The organism is Blastocatellia bacterium, from assembly GCA_035275065.1.
Taxonomy (GTDB): Bacteria; Acidobacteriota; Blastocatellia; order UBA7656; family UBA7656; genus DATENM01.
This window is the reverse complement of sequence record DATENM010000037.1, coordinates 36,693-56,707: the sequence shown is the minus strand read 5'-3', so window position 1 is coordinate 56,707 and position 20,015 is coordinate 36,693. Positions and strand designations below refer to the sequence as shown.

The 20,015-nt window shown below is 61.7% G+C and carries 15 protein-coding genes; 13 read left to right on the top strand and 2 right to left on the bottom strand.

What is annotated here, in order from left to right:
• Positions 1-227: 227 nt before the first annotated feature.
• Together VJ464_08095 and VJ464_08090 are read right to left on the bottom strand one after the other, a co-directional pair.
• Positions 228-932, bottom strand: coding sequence for a zf-HC2 domain-containing protein (locus VJ464_08095; protein HKQ05075.1), 705 nt, complete (start codon positions 930-932; stop codon positions 228-230).
• Between the two features lie 7 nt (positions 933-939).
• Positions 940-1,638, bottom strand: coding sequence for a sigma-70 family RNA polymerase sigma factor (locus tag VJ464_08090; protein ID HKQ05074.1), 699 nt, complete (start codon positions 1,636-1,638; stop codon positions 940-942).
• Positions 1,639-2,008: 370 nt separating this feature from the next.
• Here VJ464_08090 and VJ464_08085 point away from each other — a divergent pair, with 370 nt between their 5' ends.
• The 13 genes from VJ464_08085 (at position 2,009) to VJ464_08025 (ending at position 20,015) form a co-directional block, all read left to right on the top strand.
• Entirely contained in the window at positions 2,009-2,287 is a 279-nt protein-coding gene (locus VJ464_08085; protein ID HKQ05073.1) for a hypothetical protein, read from the top strand.
• A gap of 360 nt (positions 2,288-2,647) precedes the next feature.
• The gene (locus VJ464_08080; protein HKQ05072.1) at positions 2,648-5,125 is read left to right on the top strand and encodes a CHAT domain-containing protein; all 2,478 of its coding nucleotides are present in this window, start codon (positions 2,648-2,650) and stop codon (positions 5,123-5,125) included.
• 68 nt (positions 5,126-5,193) lie between these two features.
• Positions 5,194-5,778 carry a sigma-70 family RNA polymerase sigma factor gene (locus tag VJ464_08075; protein ID HKQ05071.1) on the top strand — a complete coding sequence of 195 codons (585 nt, stop codon included), beginning with the start codon at positions 5,194-5,196 and terminating at the stop codon, positions 5,776-5,778.
• Positions 5,779-5,855: 77 nt separating this feature from the next.
• The gene (locus VJ464_08070) at positions 5,856-6,734 is read left to right on the top strand and encodes a hypothetical protein (GenBank protein ID HKQ05070.1); all 879 of its coding nucleotides are present in this window, start codon (positions 5,856-5,858) and stop codon (positions 6,732-6,734) included.
• Between the two features lie 779 nt (positions 6,735-7,513).
• A complete protein-coding gene (locus VJ464_08065; GenBank protein HKQ05069.1) occupies positions 7,514-8,716 on the top strand; it encodes a CapA family protein in 1,203 nt (400 codons plus the stop codon).
• 462 nt (positions 8,717-9,178) lie between these two features.
• Positions 9,179-10,456 (top strand): tetratricopeptide repeat protein, encoded by a 1,278-nt coding sequence (locus tag VJ464_08060; GenBank protein ID HKQ05068.1) that lies wholly within the window; start codon positions 9,179-9,181, stop codon positions 10,454-10,456.
• Positions 10,457-10,767: 311 nt separating this feature from the next.
• Positions 10,768-12,153: an O-antigen ligase family protein gene (locus VJ464_08055; GenBank protein ID HKQ05067.1), complete on the top strand. Its 1,386-nt coding sequence runs from the start codon at positions 10,768-10,770 to the stop codon at positions 12,151-12,153.
• Positions 12,150-13,214: a polysaccharide biosynthesis/export family protein gene (locus tag VJ464_08050; protein HKQ05066.1), complete on the top strand. Its 1,065-nt coding sequence runs from the start codon at positions 12,150-12,152 to the stop codon at positions 13,212-13,214. The genes VJ464_08055 and VJ464_08050 overlap by 4 nt, the downstream gene beginning before the upstream one ends.
• Positions 13,215-13,318: 104 nt before the next feature.
• Complete coding sequence (locus VJ464_08045) at positions 13,319-15,745, top strand: polysaccharide biosynthesis tyrosine autokinase (GenBank protein HKQ05065.1); 2,427 nt, start codon at positions 13,319-13,321, stop codon at positions 15,743-15,745.
• 108 nt (positions 15,746-15,853) lie between these two features.
• On the top strand, positions 15,854-16,273 hold the full coding sequence (locus VJ464_08040) for an FdtA/QdtA family cupin domain-containing protein (GenBank protein HKQ05064.1): 420 nt from the start codon (positions 15,854-15,856) through the stop codon (positions 16,271-16,273).
• Positions 16,273-17,391 (top strand): DegT/DnrJ/EryC1/StrS family aminotransferase, encoded by a 1,119-nt coding sequence (locus VJ464_08035; GenBank protein ID HKQ05063.1) that lies wholly within the window; start codon positions 16,273-16,275, stop codon positions 17,389-17,391. The genes VJ464_08040 and VJ464_08035 overlap by 1 nt, the downstream gene beginning before the upstream one ends.
• 132 nt (positions 17,392-17,523) lie before the next feature.
• Complete coding sequence (locus VJ464_08030; protein HKQ05062.1) at positions 17,524-19,101, top strand: flippase; 1,578 nt, start codon at positions 17,524-17,526, stop codon at positions 19,099-19,101.
• A gap of 14 nt (positions 19,102-19,115) precedes the next feature.
• On the top strand, positions 19,116-20,015 hold the full coding sequence (locus VJ464_08025; GenBank protein HKQ05061.1) for a glycosyltransferase family 2 protein: 900 nt from the start codon (positions 19,116-19,118) through the stop codon (positions 20,013-20,015).

Here is a 20,015-nt window from a genome sequence, read left to right as displayed (position 1 = left end):
GTCATGCTACGCTGAAACGGGAAAGTCGGTTGACGGGCAGACCAAAACATGGCGGCCCGGCTGCGGTAAACACGCGTTCAAGACCAAGGCGTCCCCTCGGCAGTAGTTTGCGGCGAGAGATTCATTGTAGTCATACGAATAAGAAAACTCAAACCGAATGCGTTTGCCGGGCGGCTCAGATCGCAGGTGGCTTGAAGCACAGAGGCGGGCGGCGGCGGCGGGCCGGCTTATTCGGCTTCGCCTCCTTGAGATGCTTTGATAGATAGGGCGGCCATCTTGCGCGGGTGCTGACGCGGCACCGCGACTTTGGCGTAGACCTCGGAGTCGGAAACCCGTCGCAGCGTCGTTTGCTTTTCGACCGGGCCGAGGCGGACGCGCAGGCGCGCGCCTTCAAGCTGCATTTCGCTCGAAGAGAAATGGATCGTCAGGTCGGTGCTGGTTTCGAGCATCGCCCGGGCTCGCATATACCCATCATCGCTCTGCCACTGCCAGACTTCCTTGCCCTGCTCGGCGAGATGCCGCGGCGCTCGCGCCGTCAACGCGCCGCTCGCCGCTTGCTGTCTGAAAAAGGTCTGCCAGCTTGCGACCATAGGCCGCAGGTACTCAGTCAGCCGCTGCTCGGCAGGGATTCCCTGGGCGTTGGTGACGGGCCGGTCGGTGGGCGATGGTCGTCGCGGGTCGCTTTCGGCCATCAGCCGCTCGACCAGCGCCACATCATCAGCGGAAATCTCCCGGCGCTGCAACGCCTCGTCCTCTTCGCGCAGCGACTCTACTTTTCGCGCGCAGATGAAACATTGCTTGATGTGGGCTTCGGCCAGGGCGCGGCTGGCGGCATCGAGCTCCTGATCGCAGTAGGCGGTTAGCGCGCTCTCAGTCAGATGAATGAGCTTGAGGCTGCGCAGCTTATTTTTGAGGTCGTCGGTTTTCATCATGCCCACCTCAGCGTTTCTCGCCGAGCAATTTGCTCAGCTTGCGCATGGCGCGCTGGCGAATCTTCGTGACGTTACTCACAGACAGATCGAGCTCCCGGCTGATCTCGTCGGTAGATCGCCCCTCAACATAATAGTAAATGACGATCCGCGCCGCCTTTTCAGTGAGCTGCGCGAGCGCCTCGCGGACCAGGGCGGTCGTTTCTGATCTCGCTGGCTCGGTTGTCGCGACGGCCTCAGGGTCGGCATCGTCAAGCGCGCCGGCGAATGTCAGGCCGGCGGCGTCCAGAGCCGTATGGATCTGTTCGCCGCTGAGCCCGGTCGCCCGCTCGACCTCCTCAAGCGTGGGTTGGCGCTGGAGCATCGCGGTCAACTCGGCCTCGGCCTCTCTGACCTGACGGCAGATTTCTTGCTGCCGTCGAGCCAGGGTGCGGGTCAGTTCCGGGCTGTCGAAAATGGCGCCGCGAATATAAAACCTTGCAAAGGTCTTGAAGGCGACGCCGCGCCTGGAGTCGAACCGCGCCATTGCCTGCATCAGTCCAATGATGCCATCTTGCCTGAGGTCTTCCCAGTCGGTCCAGCCGGCGCTCCTGGCAATACGCCGGGCCAGCGGCTCGACCATCGGCAGATAACGCAAGATCAAGGCTTTGCGCGCCGTTTCCTCTCCCTGGCCATAGCGTTCCCATAAGTCAAGCTCTTCCGTGGTCATCCTCTCCCCTCCGCGACGGATGCTGCGCTTAGCCGGCAACTTGACATCCGTTGCGGCAGAGGGCCAGCCGGCTCGCCGGGATAGCGCGACAGGCGCTATCGAAGAAGCTGCCCCGTGGGCTTCGCCCTATGAAGAACGTGCGGTGGCGCGGCCCAGGATTACACCCGGCCGAATTAAAAGTCATTGATATAACGCCTGACTGTTAAAGCCTTGGCTGATAGCGACCGCTTGTGCGAACGCCGCCGCCGGCTCGCAAAAAAAAAATCTTCTCCACCGTGTCCAGACCCTCGCGGCAATTGCCCACAAGAGGTTTGGAGGCGGCATCGGCCTGCCTTCCTAAAACCCGACTTCAGAAAGGAAGCGCTTACAAATGGAGAAGAACTCAGTTACCTTGGCGGCGCCCCCCGGCGCGCTCGCCACTCGCAACCGTCAACTTTTCATGGCCCGCATTTTCGTGCTGGCGCTGGTTTTGGCGCTCAGCCTGTTGAGCCTTCAGCCGCAGACTTCGGCGCGGGCGGCTAACCAGAAACCGCGGGCTGTCGCGCCCGACTGTGCCGGCGACTGCGAGCAGGCACGTATTCAATGCCAGCTCGGCGGCGGCTCTTTGTGTGACATCCAATACAACAACTGCATATCGGGCTGTCATTGACCCGATGTGAATAACCGGCGGGATCAAGTCCGCGACCGGCGAATCGCCGGGGCTTGATCCCGCCGCCTCTCACCATTCCGCCTTGCTCGACATGGCTGCCTCCTAAGGCAGCCATGTCGAGCAGGCTTTCTATGTCGAGTTGCCCGCCGATTGATTGCCCGACATGGCAAACCCGACTGGGAACTGCTGTTGTCGATCAGCCCCTTAAGTACTAGCCTTTTCATTCCATTTCGGGTTTACATGAACATCAAGGCAGGGTATTCTCGCTGACACCTCCCCGATGGTATACTCTCTGATCCTTGTCAAAGTGGGTGTATCTTGTTACCGAAAAAAAACACATCTTGCCTCACCGCGTTTCTGATGTCGGTCGTTTTGCTGACTGCGTCGGCTCCGCTCGCCGTCGGTCACAGCCGCGGCGCGGCGGACGCCTCCCAGGAGATGTCGCCGCCGCCGGAAGTGCTGTTCCAGGAGGCCATCTTTCTAGCCGGCACCCCGCAGCGCGAGGCCTCGCGCCAGCGGGTGCAGCTCGCGATGCAGCGATGGGTGCTGAGGCGCGAGCCGGAGAAAGCCGCAAGGGCGGCCCTGCAAATGGGAGATTACTTTAAGCTGGATCTGGAATACCCGGAGGCGCTCGATTATTACCGGCAGGCAAACGAAGTCGAATCCCTGCCCGGCTCGGTCAAAGCGGACATCTTGAATGCCCTGGCGCTGGTCTACGCTGAGCTATGCAAGCCTGAGCTGGCCGTGCACGCCTTTACCCAGGCTCTCGATCTGGCGCGCGGCTCCCATGATACGCCGGCGCAGTTGCTCGCCTTGTCCGGGCTGGCACAGGTTTATCATCAGCAGGATGATCAGGTCCAGGCGCTTAGCTATATCGGCCAGGCGCGACAATTAAACGATCAGGGAAATAAAGCGGCGGAAGCCGATCTGCTCTGTCTGCTCGGCCAGATTCGTCTGGAAGAGGGATTGGCGGGGCAAGCGAAAGCGGCTTTTGAAGAGGCCCTGCCGATTGCTGTGAATGCCGACAATGTGGCGGGGCAGGTCAAGGCGTTATGCGGCCTGTCGGCGCTTGCCTTGCAGGCCGCGCAGAAATCAGCCGCCCTGGAACTGGCGGAACGCGCCCTCGGGCTGGCGAATAAGCTTTTCGCCCGTGCCTTCAGCCACGGTGAGTTCATGCGCGCCTGGAACTTGCGATGGCTGGCGCAGCTCAGTCACGCTCGCGCCGAGCGTGCCATCGGCGAAAAAAAGAGCGCGCTCCGTTCATATATGCTGGCCGCCGCCTGGTTAGAGGCACTGTGGGACGGGTGGGCGCTTTATAACGCCACTGAATCCGCGGCGCTCGCTCTCAGGGAAGCCGGGCAGGCGACTTATCGGGAATACATTGACCTGTCGATGGAACTCGGGCAGTTCGCACATGCCTATGAGCTGGCGGAAAAGGCCAAGGGCCGCATGATCCTCAACCGCATCGATGCGCGGCGGGTGGCGCCGCCATCCGTGAACAACGCTCAAGCGGCAGAGATGAGCAAGCATTCTCAAGCGATTGCCGCCCGCCGCCTGCAACTGCTTGAGCCAAACCTCAGCCCTGAGCGTCAGGCCAGGCTGCGCCAGTTGTTAGAAGATGAACAGTTCGAATATCGGAAGATGCAGCTCGATGTGGAGGTCTGTCATTCCAAAGAAAATCTGCTCTGGTCGGAGCTGGCCAAGCCCGATCAGATGCAGAAACTGACGGCGCAGAGCCGGACGGTGCTGGCGGAGTTCTTGCTCGGGGAGAATCGCTCATACGTCTGGCTGTTTGCGCACGGCAAGCTTTCTTACGCGACGCTGCCGCCGCGCCAGCAAATCGAGCAGGCGGTCAGAGCGTATCTGGACATGCTCGCCGAAGCGCCCTCGTCGCTTACTCTCGATCACGAGCTGGAGAAAGTGCGCGCGCCGGCCGAAAAGCTCTTCGCCACCTTGCTCGGCCCGCTGGCCGAACAGATCGAGCCCGGGCAACGGCTCATCGTCGTGCCCGACGGATTGTTGCATTATCTGCCGTTCGAGACGCTGATGCACAAGGGGCGTTATTTAATCGAAGACCATGAGATCATCAACAACCCTTCGGCGAGCCTGCTCGGCTTGTGGCAGAAGCCAGCTAGCCCTCGCGGCGGGCAGATGGAGCTGCTGGCCATCGGCGATCCGGTTTTCGAGCCGACACTCAGGGCCGGGGCGGGCAAGCGGGTGACCCGCGCCGTCAGTCATCGGACGCGCCGGTTGTCGGCAAACGACATCCCGCGTTTCTCGACGCTGCCGAGGACGCACGACGAAGTAGAGTACATCGCCGGCCTCTTTCCTGCCGACCGCCGTAAGGTGCTGCTCGGCAGGCAGAGCACCGAAGCCGCCTTCAAGCGCGAGCCGCTCAAACAGTATCGGCGCTTGCACTTTGCCACCCACAGCTTGATTGACGAGAAGACGCCGGCCCGCTCTGCCGTCGTGCTGACCGCGGGCGATGCCGAAGATGGCTTGCTCGATGTGAGCGAGATTTCCCAGCTCGACCTCGATTGCGATCTCGTGGTGGTGAGCGCCTGTCAGACCGGACGCGGGCAGTTGCTATCCGGCGAAGGCGTCGTCGGGCTCAGCCGCGCCTTCCTCCATGCCGGCGCCCGCACGGTGGTCGTCAGCCTGTGGAATGTCAGCGATGGGGCGACCGGCCAGTTGATGAAAGATTTCTATGCGAGCCTGAGCGGCGGGCTGAGCAATGCGGCGGCGCTGCGCCAGGCGAAGCTGCGCATGATCGCCAGCGATAAAGCGCTGCGCCATCCTTACTACTGGTCATCATTCGTTATGGTCGGCAAGCCTTAGCGCCGGTATGGCGCGCGCCGCACTGACGGTTGCGGGCGCGGCGGGCAGCGGCCCGCCAGGGGGCAAAGGTGAATCTAGTTCGGACAAACAAAGATGATGACTGGCTCGATTGGCTGCGGCGCGTCATGGCCGGCGACGCCGACGCTGAAACCGAGCTGGTTGAGCGCTACAAGGATGGCATCGCCATCATCATTGGCCGCGTCGTGCGCAACGACGCGGTGACCGACGACCTTTCCCAGGAAACCTTCCGCATCGTGCTGGAAAAGATCAGGCGCGGCGAGGTGCGCGACCCCGAACGGCTCTCCGGCTTCATTTGCAGTGTGGCAGAGAACCTCGCCCTTGACTACGTCCGCCGCCTGCGCCGGAAGGTCAACCAGGAAGAGATCGGCGAGGCCGAGCAGATTCGTGACCCGCGGGCGGACCAGTTCGCCGCGCTCTTGCAGAAAGAGCGCGGCGCAATCGTCCGCCAGGTGATCGATGAGCTGAAAGTCGAGCGCGACCGCGAGGTGCTGTTTCGCTACTACATCGCCGAAGAAGACAAAGAGCGGATTTGCGCCGACCTTAAATTGAGCAGTCGGCAATTCAACAGCGTCCGGTTCCGGGCCCTCAACCGGTACAGGGAACTTTACATTAAGCGCTTCGGTGAACCCTGAGGCGAGAAGAAGTTTTTGTCGGGCTGTCATAATTGCGCTTTTATTGACACTTTCAATATGGAACTGCTTGAACGGTAATGAACCATCAGCAAATAGATCAATTTGATTTGATCGACCGCTATCTCATGGGGAAGCTGCTGGCGGAAGAGAGCGCCAGCTTCGAAGCGCACTTCGTTGATTGCCCGCAATGTATTGCCCGCCTGCAACTGACGAAGACCTTCCTCGAAGACCTGCGCGGCGTGGCGGCAGCGCAGTCATGGCCGATTGCGCCGCCGCCGGCGCGCGGCTTCCGGCCTTTTCTGCAAACGTTCTTGCGCTGGCCTTTTGCGCTGGCCGTCGCCGGCCTGCTGATCGCGGCCATCATCAGCGCCATCATTGTGGTCGGTTATACACGCCGCTTACGGAACGAGGCCGATCTGGCCAGGCAGCTTGCCGCGCAGTGGGAGGGCCGCTACGAGGGCGAGCGGCAGGCGGCGATGGCGGCAGAGAGCCAGCGTCGCGAAGAGGATTCGCAGCAGGCCGAACAGCGCCGCGCCCTTGAAGCCAGGCTGGCGGACGAGGCGGCGCGGCACGGCCAGCTAGAGGCAGAAGGCAGTCGCACGATGACTGTTGGCGGCAACCTGATTGTCGCCCCGTTGATCTCGGTGCGCGGCAGCGAGCCGGCGGAAACGATCAATCAAGTCATCGTGCCGCGCTCGGCTTCCCTGTTCGCCATCATGCTTACGCTGGACGGGGAAGGGGAATATAAGAGCTATCGCGGCACAATTGTCGATGGCTCTGGCCGAGCGATCTGGAGTGGCAGATTGACGCCGAATCGCCATGACACGCTTTCCGCCTGGTTCAAGCCGGAGCGCTTCCAGCCCGGCAATTATTCTTTGACCGTTGAAGGCGTCAAGCCGGGAGGCGGGCGCGCGGTCATCGGCCAATATCCTTTCGTGCTAAAGAAAACCTCCTGAGGTCATGCCTGCCGATAAGCGGGCCGGGCGCGAGGCGACGGGCGCGGACTGGCATTGCCGGCGTTTGCGCCAGCGCCTTTGAGCCTCGTGTGTGGGCGCTGCGATTTTTTTTAACATTCCTGTAATAATCTCCCACTGCCAATCACTTTCTATTTGACTGGCTATAGCCTGCAAAAGTATTCCTTTGAGCAGGTCACAGCCAATCGCGAGGCAGTCGGTTAAGGTTGTGAGAGCAATAGTCCTGTTTAATCAGTTGGCAGTTGCTCGCATAAATTGACACGAGCAGCCTAAAGAACTCTGCGGCGAGGGTAGTTACTACGTATCGTGAAATGTTCCGATGCGTCCCAGAGGGATCCCTTGCGTGGAGTTATGCCGCTGCCTCAACTGGACCGGCCCAATTCAAACATCAATTGCTGCCGGCTGCGGCCTGAGGGCGTAAGCCTGCGCTTAGCGGTTCGACATCGGCGTGGTGTGCCGAGGCGGACGGCGAGTGACTGCGCCGCGCGGGCCGCGCCCTGTCATCTGTCCGTCTTGCCGGCGCTGTTTATCCACTTCTTCGCCAAACCGCTTGAAAAATTGATCGCCACTGGTGTAGTTTCGTCGAACTCAGGTTAAAATAGATTGGCCAGTCTGACTCAGGTAGCGACAGGCATCTCAGGGCCATTGGGCGGAACGCAAGCAAGCGAAACCATAAGGCGAGGCCGGGCCATTTCCCGCGCACAACGCGGCAGTTGATCGGGCCGGCGGTCACAGGAGGGATGATGCAGGCGAAACGAATAATGCGAACGACATTCGCAATGATTCTGGCGCTGTCGCTGGTGAGCGCAAGCGTGCTGGCACAGGGAACGACCAGGCATTCCCAGCCGTCAACAAAGTCTGCCACCCTGGCGAAGTCTGCCACCTTTGCGAAGTCTGCCGGTCTCGCCGCGCTCGCTTCGCCGCAACAGCAAGAGCCGGCCACTGAACCGACGCACCCGTCGCAGACCGAGATCAGCTTTACCGCCGTCGGCGATGTCATGCTGGGGTCGGCTTGGCCCAATGGCGGCTGGCTGCCGCCTGATGACGGCACAGGGCTGCTTGCCGAAGTCGCGCCCGTTTTGTCGGCTTCAGACATTACCTTTGGCAACCTGGAAGGGCCGATGGTTGACGACGGCACGTCAACGAAATGCCCCGAAGCGTCGTCACGCTGCTATGCGTTTCGGGTGCCGACGCGCTATGGCCGCTACCTGAAAGAAGCCGGCTTTAATGTCATGAGCCTGGCCAACAATCACGCCCTCGACTTTGGCGCGGCGGGCCGGCAAAGCTCAAAAAGAGTCCTCGACGGTCTCGGCATCGCGCATTCCGGCGAAGTCGGCGACATCGCCCACCTGCGGGTTAAAGGCAAGCAGATCGCCTTGATCGCTTTCACCACCTATGACACCTCATACAATCTGAACAACATCGAAATGGCCCGCCAGCTCGTCCGTGATCTGGCGACTCGCGCCGACCTGGTCGTGGTCTCGTTTCACGGCGGCGGCGAAGGGGCCGGTTATCAGCATGTCCCTTATGCGAGCGAGCTATTCCTCGGCGAAAACCGCGGCAACCTTCGACAGTTTGCCCACGCCGTCATCGATGCCGGCGCCGCGCTGGTGATCGGCCACGGGCCGCACGTCGTGCGCGGCATGGAGATCTATCGCGGCCACCTGATTGCCTACTCGCTCGGCAACTTTGCGACCTATGGCTCGTTCAACCTCTCCGGCCCACAAGGTCTGTCGCTGATTCTGCAAGCAAGGCTGGCCGCCGATGGGCGGTTTCTCGGCGGGCGCATCCATCCGGTGAGGCAGGAGCGACCGGGCGGCCCGCGCCTCGATCCCAACCGGGCGATTATCCCGCTACTGACGCAACTCTCGCAGCAGGATTTCGGCGCCAGCGCCGTGCGGATCAGCGCCGATGGCGTGATCAGCCCGCCTGCCGAGAGCGCGCCGTTGGCCCGCGACAAATGAAGATTGTCGCGAGCGCCGTGGCGTTTTCAAAGCGGCTATTGACCGAGCCCGACGCCGCCGGTTTGCTCATGTTGACAAGCCCGCAAACCCCACATTATGCTTTCTGGCGCTTACGGTATTCCGGCATTGGTTTCGGGCTGAATACGTTAGGAAATCCGGCGCGAGCATAATGAGTGGGGAGTCTCATGGCATCCCGCCCTGAAGATGCAAACACGCGAAACTAGCTGAGTTCTTTCGCAGGCAAGCACGCCTATCCCTGAGACTCTGTGTCGCTCGGCTGGGTGCCGCATGGCGCTAAAGTTCTGACAACTGCTCCCCGTCCCATCGCGCTATGAGTCTGAGTGTCAATCTGAAGGCCGCGCCAGCGGCTTCCCTGACGGGCTTAACCATCGTCGGGCGTGGTCTGTCCCGCCGACACGTTGGCCTTTTGCCGTTCGATTTTTGCCTTCACCGAGGGCGTGTATGACGATCCATCTCGAACTAAAACATGCGGGGGCGCGGCTGGCGGTGTTGCTGCTGGCGCTCGCCGCAGGCGCGTTACTGCTGGTGATCGTCTTTTCGCGTTTCGTCATCGGCACGCTGGCCGATGACCGCTTTATGTTGGAGCGCGACTGGCTGCTGGCGGGCACCGCTTACTTGCCCGACTCGCCGCGCCTGAATGCGCGGCTGGCCGAAGTCGAGCTATTTGCCGCCGACCCCGACCTCAATCGCGCTGACCGCGCCGCCGCCCGCGCCGTCGAGCTGTCGCCCGTGGATTATCGCTGGCGGCTGATTCTCGCTTCGGTCAAGGAGGCCGAAGGCGACCGCGCCGCCGCCGAAGTGGCGCTGCGCGACGCCCTGCGGCTCGCCCCGAACGACCGCGACGTGCATTATCGTCTGGCCAACGTGCTGCTCCGCCAGGGCAAGCTGGCCGCCGCGATAGACGAGTTTCATGTCGCGATGGATAAAAATCCGCAAGCGTTGCCGGTGACGCTCGATCTGGTCTGGCGCGTCACTCGCGGCAACGTCGAAGCGGTCGAGACGGTTGCCGGCGACGACCCCCGGCGTCGCCTGCAACTGGCGCAGTTTCTCGTCCGCCAGTCGCGAGTCGTCGAGGCGGCGACCATCTTTCGCAGCATTGATCGCGCGGCGCGGCTCGCTTCAATCGAGAGCGCGCAGTTGCTCGACGCGCTGATCGCCGCCGGCAATACAACCATCGCCCACGATCTCTGGGCCAGCCTGGTGAGCGAAGGCAATGCGGGCGGCGCGCTCGTCTATAACGGCGGCTTTGAAGCCGACATCCTGAAGAACTTTTCGCAATTCGACTGGACACTGGGGGCCAGCGAATACGCCCGCCTGCGCATTGATCGAACGACACGCCACAGCGGCGAACGCTCGCTGAAAGTCGAATTCGTCGGGCGCGACACGACGACGCTCAACGACGAAGTGCGCCAGTTGATCGTCGTTCGCCCCGGCGGCCATTATCGTGTTGAAGGTTACGTGAAAAGCGATAAGCTGGAGACGCCCGAAGGGCCGCGCATCGTGGTGACCGACCGCTCAGGCAACTGGGTCGCTTCGTCGGACGCGATTGCCGAAGGCACAAGCGACTGGAAGCCGGTGACGCTGAGCTTTATCGCTCCCGCCGTTGCCGCCGGCTCGTCGGCGGTCTATCTGTCGGTCAAGCGCCGGCCCAAGTACGCTTACGACAACCCGACCAGAGGCACCGTCTGGCTCGACGACTTCACGATCAAGGAAGAGTAGGAAACCGTCAGAAGCCGTGAGTCACAAGTCAGACAGGGGCATTCAGTTCTCGACATTCATAAAGATGAATTAAACACAGAGGCACAGAGGCACGGAGGGGACACAGAGAAGACGCCGTGTTGTCTCCGTGCCTCCATACCTCTGTGTCTCTCTGTCTCTGTGTTTTTCTTTCGTCCCTGTTTCGCAGAACGGATTGGCCCTGCAAGTCAGAATAGCCGGCTGCCCCGATCCGGTTTTATGGTTCGAGTTTTGCCGCGACTTGCATTAAAATTCTGGCTCCTGACTCCTGACTTCTGACTTCTTTATTTTGTATGGGCGCGATTCTCGACAAAGCGATTGCCGGTGGCCTGCTCGTCGCGTTGGTCTTCACGGCGCTGGCCTTTGGCGCCAACGAGGCGTGGTCAGTCGGGCTGTTCGAGGTGTTAATCACGCTGCTGCTGTTGCTCTGGGCCGCGAAGTGGGTCGCCGACAAAGAAATTCAGATTGCTGTACCGATGACCGCGTGGCCGCTGGCGGCGCTGTGCGCGCTCGGTATCGTGCAAGGCTTCGGCCTGTCGCTCGACCGCGAGGCGACATGGGGCGCCACCATGGCGATCTTTTTCATGCTGGCGGCGTTCCTACTCGCCGCCAATTTCTTTGCGACGCGCGAGCGCCTCGGCCTGCTCGTCAACCTGCTGGTGGCCTATGGTCTGTCGCTGGCCGTCTTCGCGCTGGTGCAGTATTTCACGTTCGAAGGGAAAATCTACTGGGTGAGGCCGACCCCTTATCTGGCCTTCGGGCCGTTTCCCAACCGTAATCACTACGCCGGCTATATGGAGATGCTGGCGCCGCTGCCGTTCGCCTTGATCGCGGCGCGCGCCGTGCGCCGCCAGTCATGGCTATTTTACGGATTCGCCGGCGTGCTGATGGCCATCAGCGTCTTTGTGTCGTTGTCGCGCGGCGGCGTGATGAGCGTCATCTTAGGCATCGCCTTCGTGGCGATGATGAGTGGCCGCGTCAAGCCGCGCCGCGCCGGTCGAATGGTGCGCGATGCGGTGATCGTGCCCTCACGCTTCACCCGAGCGGTCGATGTCGGCAAACGCCTGGGCGGCGCCATGGCGATTGCGTTAACGATTATCGTTGGCGTTTTCTGGATCGGCGCGGAAGGCTTGATCAATCGCGCCGCCGAATCGATTGACGCCATCGAGCGCGATTCCAACACGCCGGCAGATTTCTATTCGCGGCGCGAGATTTGGCGAGACACCTTGCGGATGGTACGCGCACACCCGCTGCTGGGCGTCGGCCTTGGCGCTTACAACACGGTCTTCCCGAATTTTGCGCACCACGACGGCATGTACAAGGTGGATTACGCGCACAACGATTACTTGCAGGCGCTCAGTGACGGCGGCATCATTGCCGGCGGGCTGGCGCTCTGGTTCATCGTGCTGCTCGGTAGCAGTGTGTGGCGGGCGACGCGCGCCGACGACCCGCTCGAAGCCGGCCTGGCGCTGGGCAGCGGCGCCGGATTGTTCGCGCTGCTCATTCACAGCGCCTTTGATTTCAATTTGCAGATTCCCTCGAACGCTTTGTTATTTGTCTTTCTGTCGGCGCTGGTCTCGCGCATTGCCGCAACCGTAACGGAGCGCAAACCCGTGGCCCGGGCGGCGCGCGCCGCGCGCCTCGAAGCCGGCAGCCTGCCTACAGGAGTTTCATTATGAGAAGTCGAACCCCTACCGCTCACGCGCGACCTTTATGGACGCTGGCTCTGGCCTGTGTGGTCTTCTTTACACTGGCGGCAGCGGCGCAAACCCGCACGCAGCCGAAAATTCAACCGCCTCCGTCCACGGGCGGCGGCGAGATGAGCGCGGCACCGACAATCCTGGTTGCCACCGATCAGGATTATCGCATCGGCCCGCGTGACGTTATCGAGATCAAGGTGGACGACGCGCCGGAACTATCGATCACGGCGGCAGTGAGCGCTGACGGCACCTTCTTGATGCCTTACCTCAAGCGCCTCAAGGCCAAAGACAAGACAACCGACGAGCTGGCTAAAGAGATCACCGACGGACTGCGCGGCCGCTACCTGAAAGACCCGAACGTCATGGTCTTCGTCAAGCAGTTCAACAGCCGCGCCTTCTTCATCCTCGGCGCCGTGAAAAAGCCGGGCGTTTATCAGATTGAGGGCAAGCCGTCACTGATCAAGCTGCTGACGGTTGCCGGCGGCCCCGCCGATAATCACGGCTCGACGGCCATCGTCCTCCACGAGGTCAAGAAAGCGGCGCCCGCCGCGGGCGAAAGCCGTGCGCCCGCCGATGCGGCTTCGGCTGAAGACGACACCGAATACACGGTGCGCGCGGTCAACATCAATGGCATGTTCAAGGGACTGGGGCTGGAGAACAAAGAGATCTACCTTGAGCCCGGCGACATCATCAACGTGCTGCCGGCTGATGTCTTCTTTGTCGCCGGCGAAGTCTTCGCGCCGGGGCAGTTCCCCTTGAGCGAAGGCACGACGCTCCGGCAGGCGATGGCGCTGGCGCAGGGCACCACCTTCAACGCCGCCACCGGCGACGGTATCATCTTTCGCACGGACCCGGCCACGGGCCGCCGCGAAGAGATCAAGGTAGACATCGGCGCGGTAATGAAGAACCGCAAGGATGACATCCCGCTGCTGGCCGGCGACATCGTGCTGGTGCCCAACAGCAAAAGCAAGACAATCGGCAACGCTTTCCTCAAAGCGCTCGGCATGGGCGCGGCGCAGCGCGGCCCGTTCATCCGCTGACGCGATTGCGGATTGCGGATTGCGGATTATCGAACTTCATTCTCAGTCTTATTCCGAGGTTCCAAATTCCGCAATCCGCAATCCGCAATCCGCAAGGGTTTCTGATGGCAGACGAGAGAGTCGAGCTCGAACAGATACCGCCGCCCGCTGCCGCGCCGCTTGAAGCCGTCGCCCGCGACAGCGCCGGCCTGCGCCCGCATTATCCCAATGGCGCCGGCTACGGGTATGGCTATGGCAGCGGCGGCGATGGCCGCATGCACCTGCGCGAGCTATGGCGCACCCTGCGCAAGCGCAAGTGGCTGGTGCTGACGCTGATGTTCGTCATCACTACGCTCGTCACCATCGAGATGTACCGCACACGGAATATCTATCAGGCGACGACGCTGATCGAAGTCGGCAAGGACGTGTCGCGTCTCGGCCAGTCGAGCAACATCTTCGGCGACGATTACGACCCCTTCTATATGGTCAACATCAAGACCAAGATGTTGCTGGTCCGCAGCCACGCGCTGCTCGAAAGCGTCGTCATCGAGAACCACCTCGACCAGAATCCGCAGTTCATGCGAGCCGGCGGCAAGAAGTCTGTCTGGGAAGCACTGCACATGATTGGCGAGCATTTCGGGCTGGCCTCTCACCCTGACGACAAGCCCGCCGCCGAGCCGCTGAACGCTGTCGTCACCGCCAATGACACCCCCAAGCTCGATAAGCCGACGCCCGAAGCCAAGAAGCGCATCGAAGCCTGCATCGCCATGCTCAACGGCGGCATCACGGTCGAGCCGGTTAAAGAGACACGCGCTCTGCGCATCGCCTATTCGCACACCGACCCGGAGGTGGCCGCGCTGGTGGCCAACGGCATTGCCGGCAGCTTCCTGTCGCGCAACTTCGAGAGCAAGACGGCGAAGTTTACCGACGCCGCCAAGTGGCTCAACGATTCGACCAACCGTTTGAAGGCCAAAGTTCAGGAGGCCGAAGAGAAGCTCGCCGCCTACACACGCGAGCACGGCATCTTCCTCACAGACAAGAGCGGCACGCTGACGACGACCAAGCTGGCGCGGCTGCACGACGAGGCCTTGCGCGCCGAGTCCGAGCGCGTCTTGAAAGAGTCGCTTTATCAGGAGGTCAAAGAGGGCCGCGTGCGCAACAACCCGGAGGCCTACGCCGATCTGCTGTTCAAGTCGTCGCCGAAGCTGGTCGAGATGCAGAAGCAGATGGCCGACTTGCAGTCGCAAAAGGCCGAGTTGAGCGTCAAGTATGGCGACGACAACCCCAGAGTGAAAGAGGTCAACGAAAAGATCGATGTGATTCAGAAACAGCTCGACGACAGCCTCAGGTCGCTTGAAGATAAGCTCAAGACCGACTACGAGCGCGCCCTGCGCGACGAGCAGAACTTCAAAGCCCTGCTCGTCGGCGCCAAGGGCGAAGCGACCGTGCAGAATCAGGCAGAGATTCAATACACGCTGCTCAAGCAGGAGGTCGAGGTCAACAAGCAGCTCTATCAGGATTTTCTCAACAAGACGAACCAGGCAGAGGCGCAGAAGGTCGAGCAGCAGAACAACCTGCGGATCATCGAAGCCGCCGAAGTGCCGGTCGCGCCCATCAGCCCGCGGCGCGGCTTCAGCATCTTTGCGGCCTTGCTGTTGAGCACGGGCATCGGCATCGGCCTGGCTTTCTTTCTGGAATACCTCGACAACACGATCAAGACGGTCGAAGACGTCAGCCGCTATGCGCAACTGCCGGCCTTGAGCGTCATCCCGGCGGTCGGCGGAGGGATGACGCGGCGGCTCGGCGCGCGTGGCCGCAAAATGCTTGCGGCGACGACCGGCACCGGCGAGCCCGGCTATCAGTTGGTGACGCTCGATCCGCAATCGTCGGCGGCAGAAGCCTATCGCGTGCTGCGCACGTCCGTATTGCTGTCGGCAGCGGGCCAGCCGCCGAAGATCGTGCTGATCACCAGCGGCCAGCCCGGCGAAGGCAAGACGACGACCGCCATCAATACCGCCATCAGTCTGGCGCAGCTCGGCGCTTCGGTGCTGATCGTTGACTGTGACCTGCGCCGCCCGACCGCGCACAAGGTCTTAGGCGTCGAGCACCAGCAAGGGCTTTCGACCTACCTATCACAAGCGCAGGTCAAGCTCGACGAGGTGATTCAGCCGTTGCCGATAGAGAACCTGTCGCTGCTGCCGTGCGGGCCGATTCCGCCGAACCCCGCCGAGCTGATCATCAGCGACCGCATGAAAGAGATGCTCGACGAGTTGCGCGGGCGCTATGATCACATCATCGTTGATTCGCCGCCGCTGATTAACGTCACCGACCCGGTGATTCTGGCGACGATGGTTGATGGCGTCATTCTGGTTGTGCATGGCGGCAAGAGCACGCGCGATCTGGTGCGCCGCGCCCGCCAGGAGCTGGCAACCGTCGGCGCGAAAATCTTTGGCGTCGTGCTGAACAACGTCGACCTGCGGCGCGAAGGTTATGATAATTACTATTACGACCGCTACTACACGAATTACGGCAACCGTGCCGGAAGCGAGTGACAAGCGGGGAAGTGATGAGTGATGAGTGATGAGTGGGAAGGAGGCGCATTGGGCGCTTCACTCTCCTCACTCATCACTCATCACTTCTGGTCACCTATTACTTTTTGAATGACTGAAGACACCGCTGTTCCTGCCGTCAAGCTCATCCATTTGCCGGTCACGCGCGAGGCGCGCGGCAGTCTCATCTTCGGCGAATATGGCGCGCACTTACCGTTCGTCCCCCGGCGCTTCTTCGTGGTTCTCGACGTGCCGGCGGGCGAGCGGCGCGGCGAACATGCGCACAGGCAGGTCAGCCAGGCGCTGATCGGCATCAACGGGACCGTCATTGTAACGGTTGACGATGGGCAACGCCGTGATGAGATCATATTAGACGACCCGGCGCGGGCGCTCCTCTTACCGCCGCGCGTCTGGGCGGCACAGATATTTTCTGCCGGCGCGATATTGCTGGTGCTGTGTTCCGAAAACTATGACGGCGAGGAATACATCAGGGATTATGACGAGTTCATCGAGCTGGTGAGCGAACAATAATGATGACGAAAGCCAAATCTGAGGTGATCTTTCTCGACCTGCGGGCCGCCTATCTGGAACTCAAGGACGAGCTGGATGCCGCCAGCCTCGGCGTCTTCGATTCGGGCTGGTACATCCTCGGCCAGGAAGTGCGAGCGTTTGAAGCGGAGTGGGCCGCTTATTGCGGTGTCAAGCATTGCGTCGGCGTCGGCAACGGGCTTGAAGCCTTACAGTTGATCCTGCGGAGTTATGGCATCGGCGCGGGCGACGAAGTGATCGTGCCGTCGAACACCTACATCGCCACCTGCCTGGCGGTGTCGGCTGTCGGCGCGACGATTGTGATGGCCGAGCCGGGCGCGCGCACCTATAACCTCGACCCGGCGCGCCTGGAAGCGGCGATCACCCGTAGGACGAAGGCGATCTTGCCGGTGCATCTTTACGGGCAGCCCGCCGAGATGGAAGCGATTAACGAGGTCGCCCGCCGGCACGGCTTGAAGGTCATCGAAGACGCGGCGCAAGCGCACGGCGCGCGGTTCAAGGGTCGGCGCGCCGGCGCGCTCGGTGACGCCGCCGGCTGGAGCTTCTACCCGACGAAGAACCTCGGCGCTTACGGCGATGCCGGGGCCATCACGACCGATGACGATGACCTGGCCGCCCAGCTGCTCGTGCTCCGCAACTATGGCTCGCGTGAGAAATATTACAATGATGTGAAGGGCGTCAACAGCCGCCTCGACGAGATGCAGGCGGCGCTGCTGCGTGTGCGCTTGCGCCACCTTGATGAGTGGAACACGCGGCGCGCGAAGATCGCCGCGCTCTATCTTGAAAGCTTGCGCGACGCCGGGGTATCGCTGCCGCTGGTGGCCGAAGGCGCGGGGCCGGTGTGGCACCTGTTTGTCGTGCGCTGCCAGCGGCGCGACGCCTTGCAGCAACATCTGAGGGAGCAAGGCATTCAGACCTTGACTCATTACCCGGTGCCGCCGCATTTGCAGCCGGCCTATGCCGACCTCGGCCTCAAAGCGGGCACTTACCCGATCAGCGAAGCGATCCACCGCGAAGCCCTGAGCCTGCCAATCGGGCCACACCTGTCGGCGGACGATGCGCGCCGCGTCGTCGAGGCGGTGCGCGCCTTCGAGGCTTAACCCTCTTCGGTCTTCTCAATCTATCGAGCCATCTGCAATGGCGGCGATGATGTGGCGCAAGGCGGTTAGCTTGCGCACGGACTAGCGCAAGGCGGTTAGCTTGCGCCACTTCCACCTGAAATCCGCAAGCCGATGAGCAATCAGCCCGTGAGCGGCGCGATGGCGAGCGCCGCTGTTCAAGCCAATCTGTCTGCCGGCATGGCGACGAAAGTGGTGCGCGGCAGCCTGTGGACGCTCGGCGGCCAGGGCGTCGCGCTGCTCGCCGCTTTTATCGCGACGCCTTTCGTCATTCGCCTGCTCGGCGCTGAACAGTATGGCGTGCTGTCGCTGATTAACGCCTTGATCGGCTATCTGGCTTTCGCCGACCTGGGCATGGGGATGGCGTCAACGCGGTTCGGCGGCGAAGCCTTTGCGCGCCATGATCGGCGCGGCGAAGCGGCGGTCGTCTGGACTTCGCTGTTGCTCGCTCTGGTGCCGGCGGTGCTAATCAGTGGCAGTCTGATGCTGATTGCCGCGCCGCTGGTCGAGCATGCATTGAAGTTGCCGGCGTCGCTGCAAACCGTGGCGACGTTGGCGCTCAGGATCGCCGCGCTCGGATTTGTGTTCCGCGTGATTGCCGGAGTGATGAACACGCCGCAACTGGTTCGCCTGCGGATGGATTGGAACGCGCTGGTGATTTCGGGCTGCCTGACCGCGCAGCTTTTACTTGTGCCAGTGGTGCTGGCACGGGGGGCGGGGTTGGTCGGCGCAGTCTCAGTGATAACCGGCATGGCTCTGGTCAGCGCGCTCTTGCAGGCGTTGATCGCGCGCCGGCTGTTGCCGCGCCTCGCCCGGCCACAAATCACCCGCCCGCTGATTAAGCCGCTGGCCGGGTTTGGCGCGGGCCTGGTGACTTCATCGCTGGCCTCGACGCTGCTGGCGCATGCCGAAAAGTTCTTTGTGGCGCGCTTCGCCTCGGTCAGCAGCCTCGCCTATTATTCAGTCGCTTTCAATCTCGCGGGGATGCTGACGGTGCTGTCGATTGCGGTGGCCGACGCGACGTTTCCGGCCTTCAGCCGCTTGCAGGCGGAAACGGATCGCGAGCCGCTGCGCCGGCTCTCTACGCGGATGCTGCGCGGCAACCTGTTGTGGACAGCGCCGCTGGGGATGCTGCTGTGCGTCATCGCCAAGCCGTTTTTGACGCTGTGGGCGGGGCCGGATTATGGCCGCGAGAGCGTCCTGCCATTCTATATTCTGGTCGCCGGGTTGATGTTCAGCATCGTCGCCTATGTGCCTTATCTTTTGCTGATGGCTTGCGGCAGAAGCGATGTCGTGGCGCGCCTTCATCTGGCGGAGCTGTTGCCTTACCTCGGCGGCGCGGCCGTCCTGACGTATAGCTATGGCGCGGTCGGCGCGGCCATCGCCTGGTCACTGCGGGTGTTGATCGATACGAGTTTGCTGGTGTGGCTGGCGCGACGGCTTTCGGGTTTTCCGGCGTCGCCGTTTGCGGCGCAGCCGCGGAGTTACTGGCTGGCCCTAGGTATTTTATTCACGCCGATGCCGCTGGTGTTGAATGGCTGGTCGCCGCTGTGGATTGCCGGTTCGGCGCTGGTTGCCTTAAGCGGCTATGCGGCAATTGTTTGGAAGCGCGTGCTGACGCTTGAAGAACAACAGTGGCTGCAAGCCATGATGCGCTGGCGCGCCACGGATATCTTAAGCCAGCGGCTGTGACGGTGAGCTTTGCTATGCAAAGGCCGCGATTAACCATCGCCATTCCTTCCTACAACCGCGCGGCGTTCCTCGACGCGCAGATCGCCTGGGCGGTGCGCAGCATCGGCGACCGCTGGGAGGAATGTGAGTTGATCGTTTCGGATAATGCTTCGACAGACCTGACCGTAGACGTTTGTAAGAAATGGCAGGCGCAGCTTGGCGAGCGAATCAAAATCTTTCATCACCCGCGCAACATCAAGCTGCCCGGCAACATAGCTTTCTGCGTCAAGCAGGCCGCCGGCGAATATGTCTGGACGGTGAGCGACGATGACGAGATGCGCCCGGATGTCGTGAGCGCCGGCTTGCGCCTGCTCGAAGCGAACCGCGAGATCGCCCTGCTCCACATGAACTTTCGCTGTGTCAACACGCTCGATGGCCAGGTCATCAGTCAGCGGTTTTATGAATATCCCCAGGATCGTTATACCGCGACGGCGATGCCGCTGGTCGAAGAATGCCTGTTGCGAGACGAAAACGGCATTGTCTTCATGAGCGTCAACATCTTGAACCGGGCGCTGGCCGTCGAGAGCCTGTCGGCCTGGCCCGACGCCGCGAAGAATTTCGCGCTGGCGCTGTATATGGCCGCTTATGCGGCGAGCCGCGGCCCGATGTACCTGCTCGCCGAGCCGATGTGCGACGCGATGTGGGCGCGCCCTTCCTGGCGCGCCCGTGACGTGAAGGTGCTGTTTAAGGAGGTGCCAGAGATTTACCGGCAACTGATCAAGCTGGGCTACAATCGCCGGGTGATGAATCAGCTCATCCGGCAAAGGCTGAAATTAGAGCCCGCCAGTTTCAAGGCGCTGGCCAAGTTCATGCTCAAATTCCCCGGCGACTTTCTGCGCACCATTCCTTACTACGTCAGCGCCATACGAGATTGA

Coding starts and splice junctions, on each gene's coding strand:
- VJ464_08025 (HKQ05061.1), top strand. CDS start 19,116: ATGCAAAGGCCGCGATTAACCATCGCCATTCCTTCCTACAACCGCGCG.
- VJ464_08090 (HKQ05074.1), bottom strand. CDS start 1,638: ATGACCACGGAAGAGCTTGACTTATGGGAACGCTATGGCCAGGGAGAG.
- VJ464_08070 (HKQ05070.1), top strand. CDS start 5,856: ATGAACCATCAGCAAATAGATCAATTTGATTTGATCGACCGCTATCTC.
- VJ464_08085 (HKQ05073.1), top strand. CDS start 2,009: ATGGAGAAGAACTCAGTTACCTTGGCGGCGCCCCCCGGCGCGCTCGCC.
- VJ464_08095 (HKQ05075.1), bottom strand. CDS start 932: ATGATGAAAACCGACGACCTCAAAAATAAGCTGCGCAGCCTCAAGCTC.
- VJ464_08040 (HKQ05064.1), top strand. CDS start 15,854: ATGACTGAAGACACCGCTGTTCCTGCCGTCAAGCTCATCCATTTGCCG.
- VJ464_08080 (HKQ05072.1), top strand. CDS start 2,648: ATGTCGGTCGTTTTGCTGACTGCGTCGGCTCCGCTCGCCGTCGGTCAC.
- VJ464_08030 (HKQ05062.1), top strand. CDS start 17,524: ATGAGCAATCAGCCCGTGAGCGGCGCGATGGCGAGCGCCGCTGTTCAA.
- VJ464_08055 (HKQ05067.1), top strand. CDS start 10,768: ATGGGCGCGATTCTCGACAAAGCGATTGCCGGTGGCCTGCTCGTCGCG.
- VJ464_08050 (HKQ05066.1), top strand. CDS start 12,150: ATGAGAAGTCGAACCCCTACCGCTCACGCGCGACCTTTATGGACGCTG.
- VJ464_08045 (HKQ05065.1), top strand. CDS start 13,319: ATGGCAGACGAGAGAGTCGAGCTCGAACAGATACCGCCGCCCGCTGCC.
- VJ464_08065 (HKQ05069.1), top strand. CDS start 7,514: ATGCGAACGACATTCGCAATGATTCTGGCGCTGTCGCTGGTGAGCGCA.
- VJ464_08060 (HKQ05068.1), top strand. CDS start 9,179: ATGACGATCCATCTCGAACTAAAACATGCGGGGGCGCGGCTGGCGGTG.
- VJ464_08035 (HKQ05063.1), top strand. CDS start 16,273: ATGATGACGAAAGCCAAATCTGAGGTGATCTTTCTCGACCTGCGGGCC.